The 18,501-nt window shown below is 34.6% G+C and carries 15 protein-coding genes; 3 read left to right on the top strand and 12 right to left on the bottom strand.

The window, feature by feature from the left end; genetic code table 11:
- Nucleotides 1–174 precede the first annotated feature (174 nt).
- On the bottom strand, nucleotides 175–348 hold the full coding sequence (locus CPHY_RS21560; protein ID WP_157668639.1) for a hypothetical protein: 174 nt from the start codon (nucleotides 346–348) through the stop codon (nucleotides 175–177).
- A 789-nt stretch (nucleotides 349–1,137) separates the two neighbouring features.
- On the opposite strand from CPHY_RS21560, the gene CPHY_RS02380 reads away from it, so the two are divergent.
- From CPHY_RS02380 to CPHY_RS02370, 3 genes are all read left to right on the top strand, one after another.
- Complete coding sequence (locus CPHY_RS02380) at nucleotides 1,138–2,481, top strand: uracil-xanthine permease family protein (RefSeq protein WP_012198460.1); 1,344 nt, start codon at nucleotides 1,138–1,140, stop codon at nucleotides 2,479–2,481.
- A 334-nt stretch (nucleotides 2,482–2,815) separates the two neighbouring features.
- Nucleotides 2,816–4,471, top strand: a complete 1,656-nt coding sequence (locus tag CPHY_RS02375; RefSeq protein ID WP_012198459.1) for a hypothetical protein — start codon at nucleotides 2,816–2,818, stop codon at nucleotides 4,469–4,471.
- A gap of 171 nt (nucleotides 4,472–4,642) precedes the next feature.
- A complete protein-coding gene (locus tag CPHY_RS02370) occupies nucleotides 4,643–5,374 on the top strand; it encodes a hypothetical protein (RefSeq protein WP_012198457.1) in 732 nt (243 codons plus the stop codon).
- Between the two features lie 206 nt (nucleotides 5,375–5,580).
- On the opposite strand, the gene asd is transcribed toward CPHY_RS02370, so the two are convergent.
- From asd to CPHY_RS02315, 11 genes are all read right to left on the bottom strand, one after another.
- On the bottom strand, nucleotides 5,581–6,669 hold the full coding sequence (asd, locus tag CPHY_RS02365) for an aspartate-semialdehyde dehydrogenase (protein ID WP_012198456.1): 1,089 nt from the start codon (nucleotides 6,667–6,669) through the stop codon (nucleotides 5,581–5,583).
- 367 nt (nucleotides 6,670–7,036) lie between these two features.
- Entirely contained in the window at nucleotides 7,037–8,011 is a 975-nt protein-coding gene (dusB, locus tag CPHY_RS02360; RefSeq protein ID WP_012198455.1) for a tRNA dihydrouridine synthase DusB, read from the bottom strand.
- Between the two features lie 29 nt (nucleotides 8,012–8,040).
- A complete protein-coding gene (locus CPHY_RS02355; protein ID WP_012198454.1) occupies nucleotides 8,041–8,808 on the bottom strand; it encodes a type III pantothenate kinase in 768 nt (255 codons plus the stop codon).
- A 63-nt stretch (nucleotides 8,809–8,871) separates the two neighbouring features.
- On the bottom strand, nucleotides 8,872–9,195 hold the full coding sequence (locus tag CPHY_RS02350; RefSeq protein ID WP_012198453.1) for a DUF6145 family protein: 324 nt from the start codon (nucleotides 9,193–9,195) through the stop codon (nucleotides 8,872–8,874).
- A 219-nt stretch (nucleotides 9,196–9,414) separates the two neighbouring features.
- On the bottom strand, nucleotides 9,415–10,275 hold the full coding sequence (locus CPHY_RS20505; RefSeq protein ID WP_012198452.1) for a LiaF transmembrane domain-containing protein: 861 nt from the start codon (nucleotides 10,273–10,275) through the stop codon (nucleotides 9,415–9,417).
- A 348-nt stretch (nucleotides 10,276–10,623) separates the two neighbouring features.
- On the bottom strand, nucleotides 10,624–11,562 hold the full coding sequence (gene argF, locus CPHY_RS02340) for an ornithine carbamoyltransferase (RefSeq protein ID WP_012198451.1): 939 nt from the start codon (nucleotides 11,560–11,562) through the stop codon (nucleotides 10,624–10,626).
- A gap of 145 nt (nucleotides 11,563–11,707) precedes the next feature.
- Nucleotides 11,708–12,901, bottom strand: coding sequence for a patatin-like phospholipase family protein (locus CPHY_RS02335; protein ID WP_012198450.1), 1,194 nt, complete (start codon nucleotides 12,899–12,901; stop codon nucleotides 11,708–11,710).
- A gap of 332 nt (nucleotides 12,902–13,233) precedes the next feature.
- Nucleotides 13,234–14,583, bottom strand: a complete 1,350-nt coding sequence (locus tag CPHY_RS02330; protein ID WP_012198449.1) for a glucose-6-phosphate isomerase — start codon at nucleotides 14,581–14,583, stop codon at nucleotides 13,234–13,236.
- 205 nt (nucleotides 14,584–14,788) lie between these two features.
- The gene (locus tag CPHY_RS02325; protein ID WP_157668638.1) at nucleotides 14,789–15,856 is read right to left on the bottom strand and encodes a coiled-coil domain-containing protein; all 1,068 of its coding nucleotides are present in this window, start codon (nucleotides 15,854–15,856) and stop codon (nucleotides 14,789–14,791) included.
- A gap of 1,104 nt (nucleotides 15,857–16,960) precedes the next feature.
- Nucleotides 16,961–17,755: a TrmH family RNA methyltransferase gene (locus CPHY_RS02320; protein ID WP_012198447.1), complete on the bottom strand. Its 795-nt coding sequence runs from the start codon at nucleotides 17,753–17,755 to the stop codon at nucleotides 16,961–16,963.
- A gap of 83 nt (nucleotides 17,756–17,838) precedes the next feature.
- Nucleotides 17,839–18,492 (bottom strand): potassium channel family protein, encoded by a 654-nt coding sequence (locus tag CPHY_RS02315; protein ID WP_012198446.1) that lies wholly within the window; start codon nucleotides 18,490–18,492, stop codon nucleotides 17,839–17,841.
- Nucleotides 18,493–18,501 lie beyond the last annotated feature (9 nt).

The raw sequence follows: 18,501 nt of genomic DNA, 5'->3' as shown, positions 1-18,501 counted from the left end.
TTTTAAGAAATATTTCATTCTTTCAATGGTTATGCTTTTGTTTTATTTAATATTTTTCCTATTTTTATGCAAAAGTTGGAACTTAAAAGAAATATAAATATAGTTATTTTGTAATCTTTAGTACTATTATATATTACTAATACGTTTTTTTATTATCATGATTCTATATGTTTTCTATTTTATATTCCTGTTCCAATTGTAATTACTTGTTATCTCTTGTTCTATATCTTCTTGTTCTATATCTTCTTGTTCTATATCTTCTTGTTCTATTTTTTCTTGTTCTATTTTTTCTTCTAAGTGCTTTGTTCTATATCTTCCTGATGTCCCATTTAATATTTTCCCGCTCAATATCTTCTCGTTTATGTTTTCCAGTTTTATATATACCTGTTATATATTCCTGTTTTATTTGTTCCAGTTTTATTTATTCCAGCTATATATATTTCCGCTTTATATGTTCCCGCTTTATATGTTCCCGCTTTATTTGTTCCAGCTCTATATTTTCTAGCTTTATATGTTCCAGCTATATACGTTCCCGCTCTATATGTTCTATTTATACTTTCCAGTATTATATTCCTGTTTGATATGCCTATTTTTTATATTACTGTTTTTAAATTACTGTTCTTTATGTTTCTTCTCTATTAAATATGTTTCTACTACTAGATATTTTTCATCTAATTATTTTTAAAGAGTATCACAGTGCATAATCCAGAGAGTACCCACTGTTCTTATTATTCCTCCACCCACTTATCCTTATATTCAGCATTCAAAACTCTATGTTTTCAGAATATATGCAATGCATACCACGTATTATTTCTAAATATCATAAATTTTCCATAATTAATCTTCTTTTGCAAATTTCTTTTTTTCTGGTTGACAAAAAAAATAAGATAAGATACTATAGTCTACGGTGCATATACCGGAAACATTTTCTACTGATAAATGATAGGAGTTATTTATGAAAAGCTTGTCGTATTGTAAAAATAGAATACCTAATTTTATATCAGGGAAGTCGATTTGTCGGCGTTATTAAAGTCTTTCATTTTCTTTTAAATGATAGGCTTATTTTTATGTCCTAAGCACCCTTGTTAGAAAGTTTTTTTAGTAATCAAAATCTTATTATGTATGGAGGAAAAAATAATGACAAAAGAACAAAACACCATAGGCACTGTTGGAATCTACGATGCCAGAGCACTTGGCTTACCTAAAATGATACTTCTTGGGTTACAGCATGCTTTTGCTATGTTTGGTGCTACTGTGCTTGTACCATTATTAACTGGTCTTAATGTATCTACAACTCTTTTAATGGCTGGTTTAGGAACTTTATTATTTCACATTTTAACCAAAGGAAAGGTTCCAGCATTCTTAGGCTCCTCCTTCGCATTCATCGGAGGCTATTTAGCAGTTGCTCCATTTATCGAAACAGAGGTAAATGGTCAGATAATAAGAACACCAAATACAGAGCTCTTACCTTACGCTTGTGGTGGTGTTGTGATTGCCGGCCTCGTATATGTCGTTTTAGCTGCATTAATTAAAGTATTTGGCGTGAATAAAATCATGCGTTTCTTCCCACCTGTTGTTACTGGTCCAATTATTATCTCTATCGGGTTAATTCTTGCTCCAACTGCAATTGCTAACTGTCAACAAAACTGGCTTTTAGCATTCGTTGCATTAGCTGTTATCATCATTTGTAATATTTATGGTAAAGGTATGGTTAAAATTGTACCAATTATGCTAGGTATCATTGTTTCCTACATCGTAGCACTTATCACTGGTGCTGTTGATTTTACCGCAGTAACCTCTGCTAATTGGATTGGTAACCCTGTTCCTTTAAGTGGCTTTGCTAAATTCAGTGTAAGCTCCATCATCTCTATCGTACCAATTTCATTAGCTACCATGATGGAACATATTGGAGATATCTCTGCTATTAGTGCTACTACAGGTAAGAATTATATGACAAACCCTGGTCTTCACCGTACTTTACTCGGTGACGGTCTTGCAACTAGTATGTCTGCAATCTTTGGTGGACCAGCAAATACAACCTACGGTGAAAATACTGGTGTACTTGCTCTTACTAAAGTTTACGATCCAAAGGTTATGCAGATTGCTGCTTGTTTTGCGGTTTTCTTATCCTTTTTCCCTAAGTTTTCTGCTATTATAAACACACTTCCAGTAGCTATCATCGGAGGCGTTTCCTTAATATTATACGGAATGATTTCATCTGTTGGTATTCGTAACGTCGTTGAGAACCGCGTAGACTTTACACAGAGTCGTAACCTTATCATTGCAGCTATAATTCTTGGTTGTGCACTTGGTTTTACCGGAATCAATGGTTTAACCTTTATGGTTGGTTCTTATGAGATTACACTTTCTGGTTTAGCAGTCGCTGCAATTGCTGGTATTGTATTAAATGCCATTCTACCAGGAAATGATTATGTCTTTAGTACAGAAGAAAAGCATGATGAATTAACATTCAAATTATAAGAAATAATTAAACAAAGGACAGAGGACAAACTACAATCCTACCAGATTAATATAATAATACTTCATTATTATAGATTTCAGTTTTTCCTCTGTTTTGTTTAAATTGATATTGCTATACCAATATACTTACATATAAATAACATAAAAAATATAAATTCTTTAATGAAGTTTTAATCCAGTTTGATTGACATTTTTATTGGTATCCTCTATAATTTCATTAGTCTTTCAAATATTCCCATTTCGGGAATAAGCGATCTACACCAGTAGGCAAGAAATCGATAGGGAGGCTTGTCTGCTATTTTTTAGCGCATTATATGGTAAAAGGAGAGAAATTATGTCAGATTTAGACGAAAGTAAGGTTACAAATGAGACACCAGGTAATTCCATAGAAAGACCTGAGTTTGAGACCGTAAATACAGAAGAAACTAATATTGTAGAAGAACCTACAACCAACTTTTTAGGCGGCAACACACCAAACAAACCTAAGAAGAACAATAGAACAGCTGGTATCATAGCTTTAGTCGCAGGTATTGCTGCATGTATCGTGATTGCAATATTTGCAGTTCCACGCATTATTGAGGCTGTTTCAAGAAGTAGTTCTTCACCAAAAGAACGTTTCGAATCTGCAATTGAAAACTATTTATTAGACGAAGCTAAATCCTATGAAAAGACTTTATCTAATAAAGTTTCTACCGATCTTAAGAACAGTACCATTTCTGTAGATTTTAATGTTACTGTAAATAATATGTTAACTTCTATGATAAAGCAAACGGATCCTGACCTTTTTGCTGACTTAAAACTTGATAATATTGGCGGAAACTTTGTTATTAAGAATAAAGAAGATAAGCATAATGTAGATGCAACTCTTTCTGCAAATAATACTAAACTTTTCAATGTAGAGAGTTATTTTGAGAAGGCAGCTGATACTTTATTATTCCGTATTCCAGAATTATCTTCTGACTATTTATCTACTCCACTTAACTTATCAGCTCTTGAGAGTGATACATCTCTTCCACAATTTAATATTGAAAGCTATAAGACTCCTGATGCTAAGGAGGTAACAAGCTTATTAACAGATAGCGCAAAAATTCTAACAAAGGATATTAATGATGTATCCGTAGTAAAAGATGTAAAAATTGTTGCTTCTGATGTATCTGCTACTTATGATAAATTAACTGCAAAAATTTCTGAACAGGATGCTAAAAATATTCTAGTTAAATTAATGAAGAGAGTTTATGACGTAGAAAGCTATAAAAATCTTCTTGATTCTGCTCTCCTTAATTCAGATTCAGTAAATACTTTTGACGAATTTATTTCTATACTAGAGACTGCGGAAGCATCTAATAATACCGTTGCAGAGTTTTCTATATTTGTAGATAAGAAAAATGAGTTACACGGCTGTGGGATTTCCATGTCAGCAGATGGATCTAATATGGTACTTTCTTTTTTAACTGCAAAAGGAAGTAAAAATGGTATCGAACTTAATGTAGCAGTTAATGATCAGAATCTTATGTCCCTTACCTCAAACTATACAAAATCATCAAACGGTTATCAAGGATTTGTTAAACTCTTTGTTAACGAATTAGACTCCACCTCTTCAATAGCTAACAGCGATGTATCTCTTACAATTGATTTTGAGAATGTAAAGGTTGTAGATGAAAAGAATGGTCATTTCACTGGTTCTTTCTATCTTACATCACCACAACTTAGTGGAACATCGATTGAACTAACATTTGGCGTAACTGGCAAAAAACAAGATGTTACCTTTAATGTTTCAGCTGCTAGTATGTCCCTATTCTCTTTGACTGCATCTTATCAGGTAACAGAAGGCGCTGAGATTGTTATCCCAGCTGCTGGTGCAAATGTTTATGATACAGAAACTGAAATGAACGATTATATGTCTAACGCATTTATGGGACTTCTTGAATTGGTTGGCACAGTTGGTGATGCCATCGGAGTTGACTTAACGTCTATGATGTATGGTATGTAAAACTAATATATAATGAAGAAATAGCACATAGAAATATGTGCTATTTTTTCATTATTTTATTCATAGTAATTTATAATTTATTTTATAAATTGTTTCTTTCTTTTCACCTCCTTGTATGCTAAACTAATTCTAGAAATTCTCGTACAAGTTTAGATAGAAAGAAGGTATTTTATGGCTACTAAGGAAACGCGTTTAGACGATAATGCTGAAATCTATAAGAAACGCGAAAAAATGACAGAGCGTCAAAAAATAGGTGAAATGAATACTGCTGAAAAGTGGGATTATTTTAAGCAATATTACTTTAAAAAGTTACTTGCTACCTTAATCATCATCGGATTTGTTAGCTATCTCTTATACGAGGTACTATCACCAAAGCCTGACACTGTGCTTAGCGTCGCAATGGTTAATTATCCACTAGATGAAGAAACACTAACACTATTGGAGAATGAACTAAATGAGTTACTTGATGTTAATCCGGAAACTCAGAAAATCTTAATAGATACAACTTATGACTTAAATAATAACGATTATGCCTCCGCAGAAAAGTTATCAGTCTATTCTTTTTCAGGCGAACTTGACCTCTTTATAGCTCCAGAGTCACAGTTTGAAAAATATGCTTTTTCAAATTCACTAACACCATTAACTGATGCATTGCCAACCGATGTTTACAGTGCATTATCCGATCGATTATTCGGCTGCCGTACTCGTTTAAATGATGAAGAATTGCCATCCGAAGCACAAGGTCCGGTAGGTGTCTACGGAATCTACGCAGAAGATCTTCCGATGTTTAAGGCGTATAAAGGATATATGCAAGACCCACCTGTGATTGGAATTATTGTAACCTCAAAACATTCAGAAAATGCTGTGGCCACAATCCGTCATCTATATGGACTTGATAAATAAACAAACGTTATATTAGTTACCTAATATAAAAAAAGTCAATCATTAGTTTGACTTTTGCTTCGATGATACTTTTTAAGATTTAAAAGATATGAATTGGTATAAAAATCATAAGGGTGTACAACCAATATTTAAGAATAGTTACTTACTTCTTAACATCTTTGGCTGTACACCCTTATTCATTTATAACCAACTTTGCATTTTAAATCTTAGTTTTCTTTTGCCTCAATATATCCAAGAGCCTTTAATAGTTCTGCATTCAATACAGCACCACCTGCTGCTCCACGAACTGTATTATGAGATAATCCAACGAATTTATAATCATAAACAGTATCTTCTCTTAAACGACCCAAGCAGATTCCCATACCATTTTCGTAGTCACGATCAAGTGCTGCTTGAGGGCGATTGTCTTCTTCAAAATATTTGATAAATTGCTTTGGTGCACTTGGAAGGTTCAATTCCTGTGGAAGTCCTTTATATTCATTCCAAGCCCTAATAATTTCTTCCTTCTCAGGCTTTTTCTCAAAACTTACAAACACAGCTGCAGTATGACCATCCGTTACTGGGACACGAATACATTGTGTTGTAATTAAAGGAGCATCTGCTTTGACAATCTCACCATCCAAAACTTTACCCCAGATACGAAGTGGCTCCTGCTCACTCTTTTCTTCTTCCCCACCGATGAATGGAATCACATTATCTACCATTTCAGGCCAATCTGCAAAATTCTTACCCGCTCCGGAGATTGCCTGATATGTGGTTGCAACAACTACCTTAGGGCCATATTCTTTTAATGCGTTTAAGGCAGGTGTATAGCTTTGAATGGAACAATTCGGTTTTACCGCAATAAAGCCACGTTTTGTTCCAAGACGTTTTCTCTGACTAGCAATAACCTCAAAATGTTCCGGGTTAACTTCTGGAATTACCATAGGTACATCAGGAGTCCAACGATGAGCACTGTTGTTGGATACTACAGGTGTTTCGGTTTTCGCATAAGCTTCTTCAATTGCTTTAATCTCATCCTTTGTCATATCTACAGCACTGAAGACAAAGTCAACCTCGGAAGCAACAGCCTCTACTTCATTAACATTCTTTACAATTAAGGATTTCATAGCTTCAGGCATTGGTGTTACCATCTTCCAGCGATTTCCCACTGCTTCTTCATATGTTTTTCCTGCACTTCTTGGACTTGCTGCTAAAGTCGTAACCTCAAACCAAGGATGGTTCTCAAGTAATGAAATAAATCTCTGACCAACCATACCGGTAGCACCTAAAATTCCAACTCTTAACTTGCTCATAAACTTCCTCCTCCAATCCTATAATCACCATAATACACACAAATGTTTTCATAGGGCGTACATTTGTATTTTTGTTAAGTATATTATAACATTATATGCAAAAAAGCAACTATTTTCTGCTCTTATTATGGCGTTTTGTGAATAATGACAATGTGTACCAGACATTTCTACTTGTGTTTGTCACTATTTTAATGCTTTCAGTCATTGTACTAGTATTACAAAATGAAATCTAATATTATTTTATTACTATACAACTACATATATATTCGTTACTAGATTATTTTGTTCGAAAAGTCGTATCGCATTATCTATCGTTGGTTAATAGATATTACGACGATAACGTTTTATGCGTATATTAATGACTATCTTAGAGATCAAGCATTTCTTCATACTTCTTCATAAGGACTATCAAGTCTTCATATGTCTCGATCTCATTGACTTGGTTTCTTAACTTCGCAGACTTTGGATATCCCATGGTGTACCAAGCTACATGCTTTCTCATCTCATGCATTGCAGTAAATTCACCCTTAACTTCAATCGCTAATCTACCATGACGTAATATCATTTCAATTACTTCAGGAACACTAGGTTTTGCTAAAATCTCGCCTGTATTAAGATAATGTTTTGCTTGCGAGAAAAACCAAGGATTCCCACGAACACCACGTGCAATCATGACAGCATCACAACCGGTATAGGACATCATTCTTTTTACATCCTCTGGCGTTTGTACATCACCATTGCCTATAACAGGTATGGAAACCGCTTCTTTTACTGCTTTTATGATATCCCAGTCAGCTTCGCCGCTGTAATATTGCTCTCTAGTTCTTCCATGAACCGCGATTGCAGCTCCACCACTTTGTTCAATTACCTTTGCAACCTCAACTGCATTAATATTGTCTTTCGTGAAACCTTTTCTTATTTTTACTGTAACAGGCTTTTTAATTGCTTTACTTATTGCACTTACGATCTCACCAATTCTTTCAGGCTTTAGCATAAGTGCAGATCCTTCTCCGTTATTTACTACTTTCGGAACTGGACATCCCATATTAATATCGAGAAAGTCAAAATTACGATGTTCAATCCTTTTTGCCATTTCACTCATAATATAGGGATCTTCTCCAAATAATTGTAAAGCAACAGGACGCTCCTTCTCTTCTACTTCAAGAAGTACCTCTGTATTTTTATTGTTATAATAAATCCCTTTCGCGCTGACCATTTCTGTATAAATCAAGTCAGCCCCTTGCTCTTTACATAAGAGACGAAACGGCAGGTCTGTAACACCTGCCATTGGCCCTAGTACCAAATTACCGTTTATATTTACATTTCCTATGGTAAAACTCATTTTATCCTCTTTCTAATATGTTTAACATTCTATCTATTCTTCTGGTAAATATATCGCAATCCCTTTAAGGTCAAATTTGGATCGTAGATATCTATCATATCGGTAGCATCTGCAATTATTTTACCAAGACCGCCCGTTGCAACAACTTTTAGGCTCCCTAACTTAGATTCTTCTTTTACTTTTTTAATAATATATTCTGTTGCACCGATATTACCGTAGACAAGTCCAGCCTGCATACTGCTTACCGTGTCTTTTGCTAAGATGGAGTCTGGTTTTAGAATTTCAATTTCCGGAAGCTTCGCTGTATCATTCCATAAGGCATTCGCACTAATACGAATTCCTGGGCTTGTGATACCTGCAGTGAACTTTCCATCTTCGGTTACAAGATCATACGTAGTTGCTGTTCCAAAATCGATGACAAATACAGGTCCACCATATTCCTCATAGGCAGCGACAAGATCCACGATTCGGTCCGCCCCTACTTCTTTCGCATTTGCGGTTAGTACTTTAATTCCCGTTTTGGTTCCTGCTCCAACTATCAGTGGCGTTATGCCAAGGTATTTGATAATCGCACTTGTTAAAGAATACATGATAGCAGGAACAACAGATGCTATGATTACAGAATCAATACTTGTTCTTTCAATCCCTTTTACATGTAATAAATCACAAAATAAAAGGCCAAACTCATCCGAAGTACGTGGGATAGTTGTTGTAATTCGGTACGTACCTACAATCTTATCCTCATCAAATACTCCTAAAGTTATATTGGTATTACCAACATCTATAACGAGTAACATGTAGTTATCCTCCTTTTTTCGGTTCAATCGTAACTTACATTCTATACTTTTTTGTTATACTAATTATATTTCCTCATGTAAAAAGAAAACTTTATAATACGTCTCAAGCGATTCTAATAATTCTCTCTTGGTATGTTGAAGCTGCTTAACTTTTAATACGCTTCCAATCTCATCGAATAAAAAATCACGTTCATCGTTGGTTACTTGAAATGTTAGTGTCCCATCTTCTTCAAATTCTAAGGTTAGAATACCACCAACATCCTCTGTATATAAAACACACATAATTTTAAGCTCGTCTTTAATTTGCTCGGGAAGTCCAGCAAATTTGTCGTCTAAATAGTACTTCCTGTCATAAGAACTACTAACACATAAGATGACATTTTCCATTCTTGTACCTACCTTCCTATCAATGCTTTCCAATTTAAATATATTATTTTATTCTAGTCAAAGGATACTCGTAATCGAATGTCAGCTACGCTGACAATTCGCTACCTTACTCGCAACCCATTAGCAACTAAGTCGCTATTTTACCAAAAACAGGGCTGCTGAATCACACTTGGAATCTGTGTATTCAACAGCCCTGTATCATTTTAGTGTTATCATGTACTATTTTACATCGATACCGCCTAAAACACAAGTTGCATTCAAATAGATTGTAATAGTTTGTTCATTCGCTCCTAATGGTGTAATTGTCTTGTTATCTACACCGCCAAGAATTGGATTACAGTTAACTACAACTCTAACATAGCTTGGAACGTAGATATCTATTCCACCGAGAATCGTTTTGCATTCAATCACAACGTTCTCTCTGATAATAGCATTTCTTAAGTCTAGTTCAATTCCACCCAATAAAGCAGATAACATAGCCCCTTGGAATACTTCATTATCAAAACGTAATTCCCTACCGCTTAAGACCGCGGTGCATGCGAATTGTCCGCTTTGCCTGGCACCCTGGTAAGTATTTTGATACCCACTGTTTGCATCGTTTGAACCACCTGTATTCTGTGTGGATCCATAATTACCAGACTGCTGTCCGTTCTCAGTACCATCAAAGTTCTGTTCATACGTATAAGTTCTATCGTATGTCTGATCAGTACTACCACTACCTTGATAGGTCTTATAATTTTGACTGGAATAGTCTTGATCTCTATGCTTCTTTGGCATGATCATATTTAATCCAATAAAAACTAGAATTGCTGCAAAACATAATGGTCCAAACATTCTCCACGTAATAAATCCTTGTGCAGACAATAACATGAAGATACCAATTGATAAACCAATCAAATTAGCAGTTTTATCACCACCATGATTAAATAAACTAATAAAACATGGTATGATTAAGAATAAGGTCCACCATCCATCAAAAAAGATATCAAAAGTAAAGATATCTACTGCTCTCGCTGCTAATAATACTCCAAATAACACGAGTAGTCCGCCCCAGATGTAACTGGAATGATTTTTTTTCATAAACCAACTCTCCTTTCATTTTTTTTAACCCTCCTACTATAAATCTGTTTTATTTATAGTATCGCTCATGATGCTTATGCACTCATTTTGCGTCGTATAGCAACAAGTCTTTCTCGCACCCTATTGCTTTGTATGTATCTATCATACCTTCTTAGTGAGAGAAATTCAAATTAATATTTCATTAGAGTTAGTCTATGAAAAACTAATATTTTTAATATACCATTAACATATTAATCCATGAGAAAAATAGCTCTCCAGAGTCATTCTTCAGTGTGAGATTTAAAAGTTCTTATGCATGGTATTTTCACGCCTGATCAGTAAATTGTGAAAAATCTTGACTTTCACAATTTACTCTTCTCCGAGAGTTGCAACCATAACTGCTTTAATCGTATGCATACGGTTTTCTGATTCATCAAATACGACATCTGCAAACTTTTCGAATACTTCTTCTGTAACCTCATTTCCTTTTACAGCGGGTAAACAGTGTAAGAAAACCGTACTTTCTTTCCCTGACTTTTTTATTAATTCTTCATTTACTTGATATGGTTTTAATAATGCGACACGTTCTGCCGCCTTATCTTCTTCTCCCATCGAACACCATACATCTGTGTAGATTGCATCTGCACCAGAAACAGCCTCTAAATCCTCTGTGATTGTAATCTTACTACCTGAATCTTTAGCATAACTTAAGCATAATGATACCAATTCATCCTTTGGCCATAAACTCTTAGGTGCTAAGATTGTAAAATGGATCCCCATCTTACTGGAACCAATCATTAAACTATTTGCCATGTTATTTCTTCCATCCCCGACAAACACTAGTTTAAGCCCTTTTAATGTTTTAAATTGTTCTTTTAATGTTAAGAAATCTGCTAAGATTTGCGTGGGATGATATTCATCCGTTAATCCGTTCCATACTGGAACTTTGCTATATTTCGCTAACTTTTCAACGGTTTCTTGAGAAAATCCTCGATACTCAATTCCATCAAACATACGCCCTAACACCCTAGCAGTATCTTCCACACTCTCCTTATGCCCCAGTTGAATATCATCTTTTCCGAGATATTCAGGATGACCACCTTCATCAATACATCCAATCGTAAATGCGCATCTGGTACGGGTAGATGGTTTCTCAAAAATTAACGCTATGTTTTTCCCCTTTAGACTATTACCGGTAATTCCTTGTTTCTTTTTTTCCTTTAGTGTTGCTGCCAATTCTAATAAATACGTAATTTCTTCTGGTGTAAAATCCTTTAATGTAAGAAAAGAACGTCCTTTTAAATTCATATTTCCTCCAATTCTACCGTAATAGGTTGTATAATTATACGTTTAAAATTCTTATTTATACATTATATGTGATAGATTGGAAAAGTCAAGAATTAATTAAATAATTATTATCATTTTATCAATAATTATCCTCTTCTGTATATTACTATTGTATGGTTATGAATCCTAGAGCAAGCTGTACAAATGGTGGTATTTCTTTAGAATCATGCCTCTTCTTTCGAAGTTCATATTTTATTTTTATCTTGTTAACTAATTCTTGTTCTGTATAAATATAATACTTTTGGACATGCATATATTTAGCGCAAAGTTCGAGTAGGGCGAGATATAAATCAAAATAGCTCCAATCTTTCGCTAATTTTAGTTCCTCCGCAATAAGAGGTAGAATCGTCTCTAACATATCTCTGGTATAAAGAGCTTCATTGGAGTAATCGAGTTTATAATATTCGTGATAGGCCATTGTAACGCTTGGATGACATTCTAAAAATAGCTCTAAACAATCTCTTTCATTAAGCATTGCATCTACATAATATATCTTTCCCTTTAAGAATTTGAATACTCTCATCGCATCAAAATAGCCAATGGTTATATTCCGCTGCGTCTTTTTCCCATCAAACTCCAAAATACTACCTAGATCCACCCTCGGTGCAACTGTTGTTACCCTAACATCTTCCGGTATCTTCACACGTTTCTCTACACCAATCCCATAGATACGAACAACAATGATGTCTTTATATCCATTTTTAATCAGAGTATCGATTGGCACATTATTCATAACTCCGCCATCTACATAACTAAGTCCATGAAGCTTTTCATTTTTAAATGCAGGGAAATATGCACTTGCTAAAAGATAGTCTTTTAATTTTTCTGGTTCAGCTTCTGCAGCGCAGATCTCTAATTGCTTCATGTCACTAATGCAAAATGTTCCTAAATAAAATTCAATATTAGATTCACGAATTTTATTTTCATCGACAACCTCTTCAATCATGCTTTTTAATGGCGCAACTTTAAAACCTCGAGAAGCAAGAACCCTCATCCCTGTCTTAGTTAAATCCACCAATTTCAACTGCTTTAACTCACGTTTTATCAGATGTTCCATCTGTTCATTATCAACTTCCATAACTCTGTCATAAGTTATGCTCTCCCAAAGCTTTATTGCCTTATCAAAATCTCCCATGCAGATGAGAGCTCCATTTAAAGCACCTACGGATACTCCGCTGATTCCTTTAATTTTGATGCCTAGTTCTCTCATTGCTTTCCAAACTCCAATTTGGTAAGCTCCCTTGGCACCTCCACCTTCCAGCACGATTCCATATTCTTTTGAAAAATCGAATCCTTCCATCTACATATCCTTTCTTGTTTATGTACTATTTCTTATAATTACAATGTAATCAATTAATATTGTAAAGTAAACACCATTTGTTGCTTAGTATTAACCAATGTCACTTATTTTCACACGTAATATCATTATACTACATGAACTATCCCGTATAATATAATCATTATATTAATACAATATGCACACTTTGCGAACCTTCCAATGCGATAAAGAAAGAGGCCGTTACACGAAACAGCCTCTCAAAACTTTAATATAAACTAATTTATTAAAACAGAGATTCTTATACAAGTAAAGTACACTTCGCAAACTTTACCCTTTCATGAATCATCATTCTCTTACTGTAATCTCTCTTGTAATTTCTTACTTAGCTCCTCAAAACCTGGCTTACCAAGTAAAGCAAACATATTCTTTTTATAACTTTCAACACCTGGTTGATCAAATGGATTTACTCCTAGGATATATCCACTTACTCCACAAGCAAATTCAAAGAAGTAGAATAATTCACCTAAGCAAAACTCAGATTGTTCTGCAATATTGACAATAAGATTAGGTACATCACCATCTGTATGAGCTAATAAGGTTCCCTTCATTGCACTCTTATTAATGAAATCAACGCTCTTACCTGCTAAGTAATTTAATCCATCCAAATCAACATCTTCTTCCTCAAGAATAACTTCGCAGGTGGATTTTTCTAGATTTATAACAGTCTCAAACATGGTTCTTTGTCCATCTTGGATAAACTGTCCCATGGAATGTAAATCCGTAGTTAAGTCAACACTTGCAGGGAAGATACCTTTCTTGTCTTTACCTTCACTTTCACCATATAACTGCTTCCACCACTCCCCAACATAATGGAGTGCTGGTTCGTAATTAGCAAGGATTTCAATATTCTTTCCTTTTCTTAATAAGATGTTTCGAATACTAGCATAGAGAAGGGAATCATTTTCTTCAAATTTATTATTTAAGCAACGTTCTCTCATGCTAGCAGCACCATCCATGAGTTGCTTGATATCAGCACCTGATACTGCAATTGGCAATAAACCAACCGCTGTTAACACAGAGAAACGACCTCCAACATCATCTGGTACAACGAAACTTTCATAACCTTCCTCGGTCGCAAGATTCTTTAATGCACCTTTTGATTTATCAGTAGTTGCATAAATTCTCTTTGCTGCTTCAACTTTTCCATATTTTTGAATCAGGAGCTTCTTAAAGATACGGAATGCTATCGCTGGCTCTGTAGTAGTACCTGACTTACTGATGATATTGACAGAGAAATCGCGATCACCAATTACTTCAATTAAATGAGATAAGTATGTGCTGCTAATATTGTTTCCGACATAATAAATTTCTGGTGTTTTACGAACTTCCTTCGACACAGAATTATAAAAACTATGGCGTAAAAATTCAATTGCAGCTCTAGCACCAAGGTAAGAACCACCAATACCAATTACAAGCAATACTTCAGAATCGGATTGAATCTTTTTCGCAGATGTAATAATTCTCTCAAATTCCTCTTTATCATAATCTACAGGAAGATCAATCCAGCCTAAGAAATCGTTACCCGCACCTGTCTTCTCTAATAAAATCTGTTTTGCAGCTTCTGCTGCCCCTTTCATGTAACTTAATTCTTCTTTACTAAAAAACTGTTTTGCAATAGAATAGTCAAAGTTTACTTTCGCCATACCAATTTACACTCCTTACTTATGTATTTAAAGTATCAACTACAAATTTATAAAATGATATCAATAAAGCATTCATATCTTACAGGATTTCCTTATCACAGGAAATCTATTCTCTACAAATGCTCTATTATAAACATGACTATTCTACCATTCCTATTTAATGTTTTCAAGGTTTTCGTAAATTTTCGCAAATACTAATTTTTACTTACATGAAAAACTCTCTTAATACTTCCTCTATTAATTCATCATCTTCCTTACTTGTTGCTAAACATTCATTAGCTTCTTGTTTCATTTCACTCTCATTTTCCATAGCTTGTTTAAGATTAATGCTATCCTCTTTCTTTTGCTTCACAAGTTCATCAATAATGTCCTGAGCAGCTTCATAAAGATTAGTTTCTGGAAGATTTGCATTTTTTTCACTATTAAGGGCTTTTATTCTTCTTTCTTCTTCCAAACGAACTTGACTTCTTTGCTTCTCTTCTTTTAATCTCATCTTTTCCATATATGCTTTTTGAGAAACTTTTGAACCATTCGATTTCTCTTCTTTTTCCATCATGTTCACATTAGGGTTAGAAGCTTTTGCTATTTTTTCTTGAAGCTTTTGTTGCTTATGAACATACTTTGAAATTTTAGCATCCTCTTTTGCCTTTAATTTTGCAAGACGATTTTCTTCTTTTTTATCTATTTTTTCTTGCTTTATCGTAGCCTTTCTTTCTAAAATTGCTTGTTTTTTTTCTTCCCTTTCTTGTTGCTTTGCCATCAGAGCCTGTTTTTCCAAATCCTTTTCTTTTTCTTTTTGCTCTTTTTTAGCGATACTTGCATCTATCTTAGATTGCTTTTTGCCTTGTTTCACTTGTTTCTTTTCTTCTTTTTTAGCAAGTTTTTCTTGCCTTTCTTCATGGAAAGCCTGCAACTTTGCTTGTTCTAGTTCTTCTTTTTTCTGAAATTTTTCTTGCTTGAAGGATTCTTTTAAGGCTAATTTTTCATTTTTCTTATCAAGTTTGGCAATCTTTTTGTCCTCTTTTTTCTTTTCCTTGGTGGATTCTTTTGATAAAGCTTCTAATCTTTTTTTCTCTTCTCTAAGTTCCTTTTCTCTTTCCATTTCCATTGTTTTTAAGAGTTTCAATTGATTTTTTTGCTCTTTCTTATCAATTTTATCCTCTTTCTTATCAATTTTATTCTCAAACTCTTTTTCAACTTTTAATGGAGCACTTTTGGAAAGGGCTTGTTTTACCACTACTGGCCTTGGATTTACTACTTTTACTGGCGTCACTAGTAATGCCTCTTCCACCTCTCTCTTAGCGTCCTCTAAACGTTTTGCTAGTTCGGGATCTTGTAAGGTAGCAGCTGTTTGAGATGCGACACTGTTCGTTATCTCATAGAGATATTCTCGTCTCGTTTGCTTTCGGATTTCAGCATTTAAATGCTCCTGTTCCATACGAGTCTTTAGGTAATTTTCGAAATAATCTTTTAAATTCAGCCTTAATAATTGCCTATGAGCAGGGATATTCACAACGTTATCCACAATATTCACAATAATAGCTGTCCAAGCGCCAACAAAGAATGTGAATAAAACGCGTCCTGTTCCACAATTATAGACAAGTCCTGAAATACCTGCAAACGTACCTATTGCAAGGCATAAAGTAATAGTCTGTCCACTTAAATTCTCCCATGTGGATAACAATATTCCACAGAATTTACTTCTATTCACATGCTTGTCCACAAAAATATCCACGTTATTCACACCGATTTTTAGTTGGTATGAGGTTTCAAATCGCATCTTCATGTTTTTCATCCAATTTGTATTTGTCGTGGCCATCGATTCCGAGGCGCGAATTAATCTTGCGTACCCATACAGCAGGCAGCATTTCATCAGTACTCCAATGCAACATATCCCGCCCATGATGTACAAGAACGTATAATTATCGTAAAAACTCTCGATGAACTTCATGGTGGTTTGTCCTTTCCATAATTTTACATTCATTATAACGAAGAAATCCCGCTTTGAAAAGTCAAACCGCTAGTCACCATTTGACAAAACGTGACTACTCTATTTTTCCATGTACAAAATATAAGAGAAAGATACATAAATCTAAGACAATCTGCCCATGTTTTATAATAAAAAATAGATTTTTACTAGGGAAGAAATACATTGCCATTCTATGTTCCTCATAATTCGGATGTCAGCTACGGTGACAAAACGCTACTTATTCGCAACAAAAAAGAGCATTCTCATAGATAATTGCATATCTAAAGAGTAAATGCCCCACCTTACTGATGTGAATTAAAATAGTTATAACTAATGTTAAAATAATGAAAACTATCGAATGCACTTTAAGCAAAAAAATCCGTTATAAAATTCCTTTATCTAATCCACCTAATGGTTTCGAATCTGACGATAAGACTCATACATTAACACAGCCGCTGCGATTGCTGCATTTAGGGATTCAACATTGCCTTCCATCGGTATCTTAATTCTCTGTGTAGAAAGTGAAGTTGCTTTATCACTTAGCCCATTCGCTTCATTTCCAATTAGAATAGCGGACTTCCCTTGATAAGAAACTTTATCATACCATACCGCACCTTGCAAATGAGCTGCATATATCGCTATTTCCTCATTTTTGATTTGATTTAGGCATGCATAAAAATCTTCAGCATAGAAGAAAGGCACCCGAAATATAGCTCCCATGGTAGAACGGATTACCTTTGGGTTAAACATATCAACACTATCTTTACTAAGTACAATACCAGTCATTCCAACACCTTCTGCTGTTCTTACCATCGTACCCAAATTTCCTGGATCTCTGATATCTTCAAGTAGAAGCAATCGGATGGAATCACCGGAAGTCATATCTTTTAGGGTATAAATTGGCTGCTTAACAATCGCTAATATTCCTTGAGGTGTTATCGTTTCAGATGCTTCCTTCATAACTTGATCAGATAATACTTCAAAATCCAACCCTTTTAAGTATTCTGGATTTTGTTTCGTATATTGATGATAATAGCTTTCTGCTAGGTAAACCTTCTTGATTTGATTCCGCTGTTGGCTTGCAACTTCTTCAAACATCTTCTTGCCTTCACAGACAAATACCTTCAGTTCATTCCTAACCTTGCTTTGTTTTTGAAGTTTTATTAAGTTTTTGATTTGACTATTCGATGAACTAGTAATCATATATTCCTCATTTCTTCACTGCTTTCGCTTATTTTTATACAATAGCAATTTTGCGTACTAGAATAGATAGTAAGTTACCATTTTTACTGATTCGCTAACTTATTTAATATCTCATTTTTACCGATGATAACTAATACATCATTTCTTTCCAGTGGCATATCTGCATCTGGATTGATATTAAGCTGGTCATCTCTTTTGATCCCAATTACATTAATTTTATTTTTAGCGCGTAAATTTAACTCTCGTAAAGAATGTCCTATCCATTCTTGTAAGATGTCAAGCTCCATCATGCTAGATGTAGAAGACAATTCAATTGCATCAAAGAAATTTCCCATCATCAAATTGTTTGCGATACGGATTCCAGTTTCTTTCTCTGGAAATACCACCATATCAGCTCCAACCTTCTTTAGCACTTTCGCATGTAGCTCATTTTGTGCCTTCGCAAGAACGTAAGGTACTCCTAACTCTTTTACAAGTATTGTTACCATAACACTTGCCTCTAAATTCTCACCAATCGCTATAACTGCACCATCAAAATTTCTCAGACCAAGGCTTTCTAATGATTCGGCTTCTGTTACATCAGCTCGTACCGCATAAGTAACATAATCCGCAATTTCATGTATTTTATCTTCATCGTTGTCTACAACCATTACTTCACATCCACCTTCTGCAAGCGTGGTTGCTACGCTTTTACCAAAACGGCCTAATCCAAAAACTACAAATTCTTTTCTTGCCATAACTGCCTC

This window comes from Lachnoclostridium phytofermentans ISDg, from assembly GCF_000018685.1.
Lineage (GTDB): Bacteria > Bacillota > Clostridia > Lachnospirales > Lachnospiraceae > Lachnoclostridium > Lachnoclostridium phytofermentans.
The sequence above is the reverse complement of the archived record's forward strand: the minus strand, read 5'-3'. Positions and strand labels throughout refer to the sequence as shown.

Bases quoted from the DNA above. Each gene is read 5' to 3' on its own strand.
- CPHY_RS02380 (WP_012198460.1), top strand. From the start codon at position 1,138: ATGACAAAAGAACAAAACACCATAGGCACTGTTGGAATCTACGATGCC.
- CPHY_RS02375 (WP_012198459.1), top strand. From the start codon at position 2,816: ATGTCAGATTTAGACGAAAGTAAGGTTACAAATGAGACACCAGGTAAT.
- CPHY_RS02370 (WP_012198457.1), top strand. From the start codon at position 4,643: ATGGCTACTAAGGAAACGCGTTTAGACGATAATGCTGAAATCTATAAG.
- asd (WP_012198456.1), bottom strand. From the start codon at position 6,669: ATGAGCAAGTTAAGAGTTGGAATTTTAGGTGCTACCGGTATGGTTGGT.
- dusB (WP_012198455.1), bottom strand. From the start codon at position 8,011: ATGAGTTTTACCATAGGAAATGTAAATATAAACGGTAATTTGGTACTA.
- CPHY_RS02355 (WP_012198454.1), bottom strand. From the start codon at position 8,808: ATGTTACTCGTTATAGATGTTGGTAATACCAATATAACTTTAGGAGTA.
- CPHY_RS02350 (WP_012198453.1), bottom strand. From the start codon at position 9,195: ATGGAAAATGTCATCTTATGTGTTAGTAGTTCTTATGACAGGAAGTAC.
- CPHY_RS20505 (WP_012198452.1), bottom strand. From the start codon at position 10,275: ATGAAAAAAAATCATTCCAGTTACATCTGGGGCGGACTACTCGTGTTA.
- argF (WP_012198451.1), bottom strand. From the start codon at position 11,562: ATGAATTTAAAAGGACGTTCTTTTCTTACATTAAAGGATTTTACACCA.
- CPHY_RS02335 (WP_012198450.1), bottom strand. From the start codon at position 12,901: ATGGAAGGATTCGATTTTTCAAAAGAATATGGAATCGTGCTGGAAGGT.
- CPHY_RS02330 (WP_012198449.1), bottom strand. From the start codon at position 14,583: ATGGCGAAAGTAAACTTTGACTATTCTATTGCAAAACAGTTTTTTAGT.
- CPHY_RS02320 (WP_012198447.1), bottom strand. From the start codon at position 17,755: ATGATTACTAGTTCATCGAATAGTCAAATCAAAAACTTAATAAAACTT.
- CPHY_RS02315 (WP_012198446.1), bottom strand. From the start codon at position 18,492: ATGGCAAGAAAAGAATTTGTAGTTTTTGGATTAGGCCGTTTTGGTAAA.